Annotated in this window: 10 protein-coding genes; 8 read left to right on the plus strand and 2 right to left on the minus strand. The window is 69.5% G+C overall.

What is annotated here, in order from left to right:
- Window positions 1-203 precede the first annotated feature (203 nt).
- The 5 genes from PCA_RS10630 (at window position 204) to PCA_RS10650 (ending at window position 4,803) form a co-directional block, all read left to right on the plus strand.
- A complete protein-coding gene (locus PCA_RS10630) occupies window positions 204-1,040 on the plus strand; it encodes an alpha/beta fold hydrolase (RefSeq protein WP_181302588.1) in 837 nt (278 codons plus the stop codon).
- A gap of 1 nt (window position 1,041) precedes the next feature.
- The gene (locus tag PCA_RS10635; RefSeq protein ID WP_181302589.1) at window positions 1,042-1,419 is read left to right on the plus strand and encodes an EamA family transporter; all 378 of its coding nucleotides are present in this window, start codon (window positions 1,042-1,044) and stop codon (window positions 1,417-1,419) included.
- On the plus strand, window positions 1,416-1,829 hold the full coding sequence (locus tag PCA_RS10640; protein ID WP_181302590.1) for an EamA family transporter: 414 nt from the start codon (window positions 1,416-1,418) through the stop codon (window positions 1,827-1,829). The genes PCA_RS10635 and PCA_RS10640 overlap by 4 nt, the downstream gene beginning before the upstream one ends.
- Before the next feature lie 16 nt (window positions 1,830-1,845).
- Complete coding sequence (locus PCA_RS10645; RefSeq protein ID WP_181302636.1) at window positions 1,846-3,051, plus strand: DegT/DnrJ/EryC1/StrS family aminotransferase; 1,206 nt, start codon at window positions 1,846-1,848, stop codon at window positions 3,049-3,051.
- A 132-nt stretch (window positions 3,052-3,183) separates the two neighbouring features.
- Entirely contained in the window at window positions 3,184-4,803 is a 1,620-nt protein-coding gene (locus PCA_RS10650; RefSeq protein WP_343204436.1) for a glycosyltransferase family 39 protein, read from the plus strand.
- A 27-nt stretch (window positions 4,804-4,830) separates the two neighbouring features.
- Here the strand turns inward: PCA_RS10650 and PCA_RS10655 are convergent, their stop codons facing one another.
- Window positions 4,831-5,712 carry a hypothetical protein gene (locus tag PCA_RS10655; RefSeq protein ID WP_181302592.1) on the minus strand — a complete coding sequence of 294 codons (882 nt, stop codon included), beginning with the start codon at window positions 5,710-5,712 and terminating at the stop codon, window positions 4,831-4,833.
- Between the two features lie 159 nt (window positions 5,713-5,871).
- Window positions 5,872-6,942: a GNAT family N-acetyltransferase gene (locus PCA_RS10660; protein ID WP_181302593.1), complete on the minus strand. Its 1,071-nt coding sequence runs from the start codon at window positions 6,940-6,942 to the stop codon at window positions 5,872-5,874.
- Between the two features lie 95 nt (window positions 6,943-7,037).
- On the opposite strand from PCA_RS10660, the gene PCA_RS10665 reads away from it, so the two are divergent.
- From PCA_RS10665 to PCA_RS10675, 3 genes are all read left to right on the plus strand, one after another.
- Entirely contained in the window at window positions 7,038-7,310 is a 273-nt protein-coding gene (locus PCA_RS10665) for a phosphopantetheine-binding protein (protein WP_181302594.1), read from the plus strand.
- On the plus strand, window positions 7,310-8,542 hold the full coding sequence (locus PCA_RS10670) for a beta-ketoacyl-[acyl-carrier-protein] synthase family protein (protein ID WP_181302595.1): 1,233 nt from the start codon (window positions 7,310-7,312) through the stop codon (window positions 8,540-8,542). The genes PCA_RS10665 and PCA_RS10670 overlap by 1 nt, the downstream gene beginning before the upstream one ends.
- Window positions 8,543-9,054: 512 nt before the next feature.
- Window positions 9,055-9,546: a hypothetical protein gene (locus tag PCA_RS10675; RefSeq protein ID WP_181302596.1), complete on the plus strand. Its 492-nt coding sequence runs from the start codon at window positions 9,055-9,057 to the stop codon at window positions 9,544-9,546.
- The last annotated feature ends 121 nt before the right edge of the window (window positions 9,547-9,667 follow it).

Here is a 9,667-nt window from a genome sequence, read left to right on the forward strand (position 1 = left end):
CTCTTTGGGTTACTTTTCTCTTGGCCACGCAAGAGAAAAGTGACTCGGGCCGCGTCAGCGGCACGAAACCGCTTTGAATCCCCGAACAGCGGCCCAGGAACAGCCCAAAGAGGCACCAGTCGAAAGACTGAGGAAACCGCCCCCTGCGAAGCTCCCCCACTGAAAAGCCGCCCACGCGGCTCGATTCGTATTGGGTGTCGCGCGTGATCCAGCAAACCGATTTCTTCTTCGAGGGCGGCCGCAGCGGCGTGCTGCTGATCCATGGGCTCACCGGCACGCCGATGGAGATGAAGCTGCTGGGCAAGGGGCTGAACCGCGCCGGCTACACGGTGCACGGGATGCAGCTGGCCGGGCACTGCGGCAATGCCGACGACCTGCTCGCCACCGGCTGGCGCGACTGGTACGCCAGCGTGGAGAAGGCCGCCGACGCGCTGCGCGAGAAGGTGGACCACCTGTTCGTGGGCGGCCTGTCGATGGGCGCCCTGCTTTCGCTCAAGCTTGCCGCCGACCGCCCGGAGCAGATCGCCGGCGTGGGCGTGTATGGCGCCACCTTCCGCTACGACGGCTGGAGCATTCCCCGGCTGGCGCGGATGTCCTTCATGCTGCCGCTGCTGAAGAAGGTCGGCATCGGCCGCAACCGCAGCTTCATGGAACAGCCGCCCTACGGCATCCGCGACGAGCGCCTGCGTGCGCAGATCAGCGCCGCGATGCTGGGCGGCGACAGCGCCGCCGCGGGCCTGCCGGGCAATCCCTGGTATTCGCTGGCGGAGATGTACGACCTGTCCGCCACGGTGCGCCGCCAGCTCTCGCAGGTCACCGCGCCCTGCCTGGTAGCGCACGCCAGCGAGGACGACGTGGCCAGCATCAGGAACGCCGAACTGGTGATGCGCGAGGTCAGCGCGCCGGTCGAGTTGCTGCTGCTGGACGACAGCTACCACATGATCACCATCGACAAGGAGCGTCGCACGCTGATCGAGCGCTCCGCGGCGTTCTTCGACCGCGTCGCCGCAGCCGACCTGCCGCAGCGCGTGGCGGCCTGAGATGGAGGCCGCGAGTTCCATCACGCCCCTGGTCGCGGCGCTGTGGGTGCTGAACGTGGTGCTGGACACCGGCGGCCAGCTCGCGTTCAAGGCCGCAGCCGGCGACAAGAATGCCGGCGACGGGCTGGCGCGCTGGAAACACATGGCCGCGCGTCCCTGGCTGTGGCTGGGCATAGGCAGCTACGTGATCGAGTTTCTGGTGTGGATCGCCTTCCTCTCTCTGGTGCCGCTTTCGGACGGCGTGCTGCTGGGCTCGATCAACATCGTGGCGATCATGGTGGCCGGCCGCTTCCTGTTCGGCGAGAAGCTCACCCGCTTGCGCGTCGCCGGCATCCTGCTGGTGACGCTGGGCGTGGCGATCGTGGGAGTGGCGGGATGAAGCGCGGCTGGTTCTACCTCATCGGCTTCGGGCTGCTGATGACCTTCGACACCCTGGCGCAGGTCAGCTTCAAGTACGCCGGCACGCACGCGCTGCCGGTCACGGCCGACGTGGCTTGGCTGCTGCGCGTGTTCGGGGCGCCGTGGATCTACGGCGCCATCGTCGGCTACGTCGGCGCCTTCTTCACCTGGATGAGCCTGCTCAAGCACGCGCCCATCGGCCCCGCGTTCGCCGCCTCGCACCTGGAAGTGGTGTCGGTGATGCTGCTGTCGGTGTGGCTGTTCGACGAGCACCTCACGCTGCCGCGCGTGCTCGGCGCGGTCGCCATCGTCGCCGGCATCGTCTGCCTGGGCCTCGCCGAAAGCCGCGAGCACGAGCCGGAGGCGGACGGCGACTCGGCGCCGGCCTGAAATCCCTCGCGTGCGCATGCTGCCCCGCCGCCGCCAGGAGCTGCCGCCCACCGCCGGCCTGCCGCTGAAGCTCGGCGATCTGCGCCCGGGTCCGGCCACGCTGACCGCCGACATCGCCGCGCTGCTGGGCACGCCGCCGCTGGAACTCGCCTGTTCCGGCACCGCCGCGCTGCTGATCGCGCTGGCCGCGCTGCGCGAACTGAAGCCGTCGCGCCGCCGCGTGGTGATGCCCGCCTACACCTGTCCGCTGGTGCCGCTGGCGGTGCACCAGGCCGGGCTGGAAGCCGTGCTGTGCGACCTGCGCCCCGGCCACTACGACATGGAGCCGCATGCGCTGCGCGCCGCCTGCGACGAGCGCACGCTGGCGATCCTGCCGACCCATCTCGCCGGCCGCGTCGCCGACGTCGACGACGCGCTCGCCGTGGCCAACAACGTGGGCGCCTTCGTGATCGAGGATGCCGCCCAGGCGCTGGGCGCGCGACGCGACGGCAGCAGCGTGGGGCTGGCCGGCGACCTCGGTTTCTTCAGCCTTGCCGCGGGCAAGGGGCTTTCCATCTACGAGGGCGGCCTGCTCGCCGCGCGCGACCCCGAACTGCGCGAGCGCATGGCGCGCACCGCCGCACGCATCGCGCCGCCCAGCCTGGGCTGGGAGCTGCGCCGCAGCGTGGAGCTGCTTGGCTACGCCGCGCTGTACCGGCCGCGTGGCCTGCGCCTGGCCTACGGCAACCCGCTGCGCCGCGCGCTGCGCAGGGGCGATCCGGTGGCCGCGGTGGGCGACGATTTTTCGCTGCCGCTGCCGCTGCACGCGGTGGGCCGCTGGCGGCAAGGCGTGGGTGCGCAAGCGGCCAGGCGCCTGCCGGCCTTCATCGAGGCATGCAGCGCTCGCGCGCAACGCTACTTGCCGCGCCTGCGCGCGGTGCCCGGCGTCACCGTGCTGGACGACCCCGCCGGCACGCACGGCACCTGGCCGTTCTTCTTCCTGCTGCTGCCCGACCGGCGCCGCCGCGATGCCGCGCTGGACCAGCTGTGGCAAGCCGGCTACGGCGTCAGCCGCCTGTTCATCCACGCCCTGCCCGACTACGCCTACCTGGACGGCATCGTGCCGGCGGCCGCGGTGCCGAACGCCCGCGATTTTGCGGCGCGCAGCCTCAGCATCGGCAACAGCGCGTGGGTGACCGACACGGACATCGAGACCATCTGCGAGGTGCTCGCGCAGGTCTGAACGCCCGCCTTGCGATCTTCGCCCGGAACGTTCTACACAAATCCTTCATGGGCGTGAAATGCCCGCCACGCCATCATGACGGGATAAGTTCGACGTCCCCACGATGTTTCCATGCCATCCAGCGAGTCCCCCGTGACGCTGCCCCAGCCCATCCCCAGCCATCCCAGCGGGGATCGGCCGCTGTACCGCATCGCCGCGCTGCTGTTGTTGCTGCCGTCGGTGTTCTTCCTGTTCCCGGTGCCGATCGACGAGACGCGCTACCTCGCCGTCGCATGGAACATGCATGCCAGCGGCCAGTGGCTGGTGCCCTCGCTGGACGGCGTCGCATACCCGGACAAGGCGCCGCTGCTGTTCTGGCTGATCAACCTGGTGTGGTCGGTGACCGGCGTGCACGCATGGGCGGTGCGGCTGCTGGAGATCCTGCTGGCGCTGGCCACCTTGCCGTTGCTGGGCTCGCTGGGCCGGCGGCTGGGCGCCGGCACCGAAGCGGTGAAAACCGCGCAATGGCTCTGGCTGGGCTGCATGGCGCTGGCGATCTACGCCGGCGTGATCATGTTCGACCTGCTGCTCACCGTCTGCACGCTTGCGGCCTGGCGCACCACCACGGCACTGGCCGGACGGCACTGGCCGCGCGCCGCGCTGCCGATGGCGGTGGCGTTCGGCGCCGGCATCCTGGTCAAGGGCCCGGTCGCGCTGCTGGTGGGCGGCCTGCCCGCCCTGCTCGCGCCGTACTGGGAACCCGCGCTGCGCAAGCACCCGGCGCCGTTCTACCTGCGCCTTTTCGCCGCGCTGGCAGGCGCCGCGCTGCTGGCGCTGGCCTGGGCGATCCCCGCGGCGCGGGTCGGCGGTTCCACCTACGCCGACGCGATCTTCCTGGGCCAGACGGTGGGCCGCGTGGTGGACAGCTTCGCGCACGCGCGCCCATGGTGGTGGTACCTGCCGGTGCTGCCCGCGATGGCGCTGCCATGGGCGCTGTGCATGGCGCGCCGCGCGTCGGCTGCGCCAGCCCCGACCAGCGGTGTGGCCCGCTTCGCCGCCACCGCGGCGATTCCCGGCTTCGTGATCTTCAGCCTGATCAGCGGCAAGCAGCCGCACTACCTGCTGCCGCTGCTGCCGCCGCTGGCGCTGTTCGCGGGGGAGCGCATCGCCGCGGGGCGCTGGCGCATCGTCGCCTGGCGTGCCGGCCCCACCTTCGTCGCCGTGGGCCTGGGCATCGCGCTGGGCCTGGGCTGGCGGGAAGCGCCCGATTCGGCCACCGGCGCGGTGATCTGCGGCGCGCTGGTGATGCTGCTGGGCGTGGCGTACCTGTTGCGCGCCCGGCGCCCGCTTTCCGCCGGTGCGATCGCGCTGGGCACGCTGGCCGCGGTGATGCTGTGCAAGCTGGCCTTCGTGCTCAGCATCGGCCCCCGCTACGACGTGCGCGCGATCGCCCAGCACGTGGCGGAGGCGCAGTTCCGCGGCACGCCGATGTTGTTCGTGGGCCCCCAGTACGGCCTGCTCACGTTCGCGGGCCGGCTCACCGCGCCCATTCCCGCCACCCGCGATCCCGCCGCCGTGACGGCATGGGCGCAGGCGCACCCGCAGGGCTGGATCATCAGCAACGACAGCGACTACGGCAACACGCCCGGCGCCTTGTACAAGCAGCCGTATTTCGGGCGCAGCCTGGGGATCTGGCCGGCGAGCGCGATGGCCGCGCCGGTCGAACATCCCGCCGCTGCCGGCGTGACCGTGACCGGCTCCAGCCAGGGTTGATCGCGAACGCCGCAACGCGGCCTGCGGTCAGCCGCCGCGGGCCGCGATCGCGTCCAGCAGCTTCAGGTTCAGCGCGTGCTGCTGTGCCTGCCAGCCGGCGAGCTGCGCGGTGTCGATCTCGGGCTGCTCGTCCATCGCGGAGAGCTTGCGCTTCCACCACGTCGCGTAGCGGTAGTGCGAGACCTCGCCGTTGATGTCGCTGCCCGCCAGGCCTGGCCGCAGGCTGCCGATCAGGGCCAGCGCGTGGGCAAGCTGCAGGCGGCCCTGGTCCCAGTTGGTGCGGGCGACTTCGGGCGCGAACGCGTCCTTGTCGATGGTGAGGTAGCTCGACAGCGGCTGCGTACGCTGCTGTTCCACGAAGGCATCGACCAGTGCATCCGGCGTGTCGAAACCGCGGAACGCGCGCGCGATGCCCAGCCGGCGCGACCAGCTCGTATCCACGCCCATGCTCCAGTACGTGAGCCTGCCGCGCAGCAGCGGGCTGAGATAGTTCTCCCACGCATGGCCCGCGCCGATGTCGTGCGAGGTGATGCCAAGCACGTGCACGTGCTCGACGAAGGGCAGCACGGCCACGCGGCGCACCCAGGAACCGCAGTGCACGCCGAACGGGAAACGCATGTTGTCGGGGTGGTTGTCCAGCACCACCACCTGGATCGGCGCGGCGGGCTTGAGGCGTGCGATCAGCGGCCAGCTCAGGTGATGGAAATCGCCCGAGCCGGTGAACACCGTGCCGTAGTGCGCGGGCAGTTGCCGCTCCAGCAATGCGCCGAAGCGGCGCATGGTGGCCAGCGAGCAGCCGAAGCGGATCGCCTCCTGCCATTCCGCCAGCGGCAGCACCAGGCCGTCCGGCAGCGGGCCGACCGAGGCGTCGATGTCGAGCACGACCGGACGTTGCGCGGCGACGTTCATGCGTGCCTCGCCACATAGCCCCTCTCCCGCCGGGAGAGGGGTTGGGGTGAGGGTTCGGCAAGAGTGCAATGCCTCGCTCCGGGCGTACCCTCACCCGCCTGTCGGCACCCTCTCCCGAAGGGAGAGTGATTCACCTGGGCGCACCTCGCCGCGTGGCATTCACTCATCGTCTTTCTCCGCCGCGTCCTGCCAGCTGCGGTCGCTCTCGAAATGGCCGCCCAGCTTGCGCAGCAGGGCGCGCAGCAGCGGGTTGCGTGCGTACACCGCGTGGCGGGTGAAGGTCATGCTGGCGCCGAGGAAGGACTTCACCTCGGGGTCGGTCCAGCCGGCCACGTAGTGCGTCAGGCCGCGCTCGCGTGCATAGCCGAGGTTGTGCATCCAGCTCACGAAATAGAGGTTGTGGTCGCGCGCCTCGGGGTAGGCGAAGCCGATGTACTTGTCGATCAGCTTGCCGCCGTGTTCGTAGCAGAGGTTCCAGCCGATGATCCTGCCCTCGTGCCGGTACACGAACACCACGCCGCCGCTTTCGGCGTCGCGCAGCACGCGGCGGAAGAAATCCAGGCTCAGCCGATCGAAGTGGATCTCGCTCTGCGCGTACACGTTGTCGAACAGCGCGTAGTACGCCGCCAGCGTCGCCTCGTCGTGGAAGCGCGCATCGCCGGTGCGCACGATTTCGATGTCGAGCTTCGCGCGCGAACGCAGCTTGCGGCGGATGTTCTTCCGCCGGCTGTAGCTGAGCCTGGCAAGGTAGTCGTCGTCCGAGCCGAAATCGATCGGCACATAGGCCAGCGCCTGCCCCTCCAGCAGCACGAAGCCCTCCGCCTCGCAGGCCTGGGCGAAGGCGCGCGCGCGGGCGTTTTCGGCGTCGCTCAGCAGGGGCGAATCCTGCGCGATGTCCTTCACGATCAGCAGGCGGCACTCGCGCCCCCAGGCCGCCTTCAGTCCTTTCGCGAGGTCGGCGGGCGCAACTTCCGGCGGCAGCGGCGCGTACTCGGACACGGTGGTGCCGGCAAACCGGGTGCGCCAGGTGATCAGGCGGCGCCAGTGGCGCGCCAGCGGCAGCGTGGCGGCGCGGCGGCGCAGCGCGTCGTCGGCCGTGGTCAGCAGGTCGAACGGCGCCACGAAGCCCGGCATGCCCTGCGGCGAGCGCGCCACGGCGAAGCCGATCGGCGGCTCGGCCATGAAGGCCGCGAGCAGCGCATCCGGCTCCAGTTGCGAAATGAAAGGCATGAGTAAGCGAGTTTGCCTAGACTGTAGAGGACGGGCCCGTGCCGGAACCCCCGGCCCGGGCCCGCCTATTGTCGCCTGCCACCAAGGATCCCGTCATGACCGGTACGACCCAGCAGCAAGTGTTCGAGATCATCGCCAAGCAAGCCAAGGTCGATGTCGCGAACGTCAAGCCCGAGTCCACGCTGAAGGATCTTGGCATCGCCTCGCTGGAAGCCATCGAGCTGATCTTCGACATCGAGGAGCACTTCGACATCCACTTCCCCGAGCAGCAGGGCGCCAATTTCGACAGCGACACCGCGCAAAGCCTGGTCGACGCCGTGCAGAAGGGGCTGGACGAAAAGGCTGCCGGCGGCGAAGGCGACAAGTAATGCCCACCATCGAAACACGCCGGGTCGTCATCACCGGCATGGGCGCGGTCAGCCCGCAGGGCGTCGGCGCCGAGGCCCTGTGGCAGGGGCTGCGCGAAGGCCGGAGCGCCATCGGCCCGCTGCGCCACAAGGACGGCGACGCGCTGCGCGTGAAGGTCGCCGCCCAGGTGCCGGACAGCTTCGACCCCGCCACCGGCATCGACGAGCGCACCCTGCCCCTGCTCGACCGCACCTCGGAGTTCGCGCTGCACGCCGCACGCGAGGCCATCGCGCACTCCGGCATCGACTTCGCCCGCGACGGCCTCGGCCAGCGCACCGCCGTGGTGGTGGGCACCGGCGTGGGCGGCGAGCTCACCCAGGACGAACAGAGCCGCCGGCTCTACGCCGAAAAAGCCACGCGCACCCATCCGCTCACCATCGTGCGGCTGATGACCAACGCCTCGGCCAGCCACATCAGCATCGCCTGGGGCCTGCGCGGCCCCACCTACGCGGTGGCCAGCGCCTGCGCCTCGGCCAACCACGCGATCATCCAGGCGGCGCAGATGATCCGCTACGGCATGACCGACGTGGCCGTCACCGGCGGCACCGAGGCCTGCCTCAGCTACGGCGCGCTGCGCGCGTGGGAAGCCATGCGCGTGCTGTCCGACGACACCTGCCGCCCGTTCAGCGCGAACCGGCGCGGGCTGGTGCTGGGCGAAGGCGCCGCGATCTTCGTGCTGGAATCGCTGGAACATGCGCGGGCGCGCGGCGCCACCATCCTCGCCGAACTCGCCGGCACCGGCATGAGCGCCGACGCCAGCGACATCGTGATGCCCAGCGCCGAGGGCGCCGCCTCCGCGATGCGCCAGGCACTGGAAGAAGCCGGGCTCAACCCCGGGGACGTCGACTACATCAACGCCCACGGCACCGGCACCCAGGCCAACGACAGCACCGAAACCCGCGCCATCCGGCTCGCCTTCGGGGAACACGCCGACAAGCTCGCGGTGTCCTCCACCAAGTCCATGCACGGCCACGCCCTGGGCGCCTCCGGCGCGCTGGAACTGGTCGCCGCCATCGGCGCACTGAGCGAGAACGTGGTGCCGCCCACCGCGAACCTCGACAAGCCCGACCCCGCCTGCGACCTCGACTACGTGCCGAACACCGCACGCGAAATGCCGGTACGCGCAGTGCTCAGCAATTCGTTCGCGTTCGGGGGACTCAACGCCGTGCTGGCGTTGAAGCGGGCGCCCTGATCGGAGCGCCCTGACCCGCCCGTCATCCCGGCGAAAGCCGGGATCCAGCGACTTCCCCTGGTCACGTCCCCGGCGTGCCATGCGCCGTTTGCGACAACAGGCGACATCGAAGCACCTGGCATCAACATCCTCTTTCGGCATACAACGCGGTTTCGTGCGCCCCTGCTCGTGAATCCGGGGCGCTGGCGAATGCTGCACCCAGGAATTGAATCGAGGCGCCGCTCCTGACCGTCACCAGGCAGCGGGCTCCATGCCCATTCGCCTGATCGTCACGGGGCATCAAACCCTCCATGCCCCGGTTGGCGCCCGCGGAATCAATGCGCTACGCGATGCGCCGCAGGTCGAACCCGACACTCCCTAACGACTTCATCATCGCAACCTCATGATCGGCGGCGTGCGCGGAGTTGTAATCCGACGGCACCACATTCGAATGGGCGAATGGGTCAACAAGGGAGCTGCCCGCGCTCTCACCGGAGCATCAGGGCAATTCAACAACTACGGAGGAAGACGCCATGGCATCCCCGGTTCTCTACAACGAAATTCTGCAGTACCTGAAGAATGCGCCTGCCGGCCAGCAGGCAAATGCGTATGTCACCCTGACCGCACAGAGCCCTGGCGACACCAGCCATCCAGCCGCACTCGTGAGAACCGTTTCCGGCTCGTTCGCGCTCGATCCCGCCGGGGACCTCGTTGCCAGGAACCTGCAGGGGGTTTCCAATCAGGGAGCGCATGCCTCGCAAGAAACCGCCAACCTGGCGGGATGGACCATCACCCTGAAATCTGATGGCACATTGGGCGTGCAGACCGGCGTGGGCTTTCACCCCTTCTTTCTCGACCAGCCGTTTTCGTCGACCGATGGAAACTGCACCATCGCACCGAATTTCTGCGTCGGAACCTTCGTCGTTCCCCCTGGCCTGATGTTGCCCGGATATCCCGTGCCGCCGAAACAGATCGGCGTTGTCGTGTTGACCGTCACCCTGTACTCCTTCTACCCCATCCAGTAGCAGCAAGAGCTGCCGATCAGAAGGGGAGCGCGGGTGCGCGATGCACGCCCGGAAGCTCTTCGCAGGCATATCTGCCTTTGGCCAGACACTCTCCTGGCGAGCCCCTGTACCTCCCCACCCC

It is taken from the genome of Rhodanobacter sp. PCA2 (assembly GCF_013620825.1).
Classification (GTDB): Bacteria; Pseudomonadota; Gammaproteobacteria; order Xanthomonadales; family Rhodanobacteraceae; genus Rhodanobacter_A.

Excerpts from the sequence above, each read along its gene's own strand:
- PCA_RS10635 (WP_181302589.1), top strand. The coding sequence starts at position 1,042 with ATGGAGGCCGCGAGTTCCATCACGCCCCTGGTCGCGGCGCTGTGGGTG.
- PCA_RS10640 (WP_181302590.1), top strand. The coding sequence starts at position 1,416 with ATGAAGCGCGGCTGGTTCTACCTCATCGGCTTCGGGCTGCTGATGACC.
- PCA_RS10645 (WP_181302636.1), top strand. The coding sequence starts at position 1,846 with ATGCTGCCCCGCCGCCGCCAGGAGCTGCCGCCCACCGCCGGCCTGCCG.
- PCA_RS10655 (WP_181302592.1), bottom strand. The coding sequence starts at position 5,712 with ATGAACGTCGCCGCGCAACGTCCGGTCGTGCTCGACATCGACGCCTCG.
- PCA_RS10660 (WP_181302593.1), bottom strand. The coding sequence starts at position 6,942 with ATGCCTTTCATTTCGCAACTGGAGCCGGATGCGCTGCTCGCGGCCTTC.
- PCA_RS10665 (WP_181302594.1), top strand. The coding sequence starts at position 7,038 with ATGACCGGTACGACCCAGCAGCAAGTGTTCGAGATCATCGCCAAGCAA.
- PCA_RS10670 (WP_181302595.1), top strand. The coding sequence starts at position 7,310 with ATGCCCACCATCGAAACACGCCGGGTCGTCATCACCGGCATGGGCGCG.
- PCA_RS10675 (WP_181302596.1), top strand. The coding sequence starts at position 9,055 with ATGGCATCCCCGGTTCTCTACAACGAAATTCTGCAGTACCTGAAGAAT.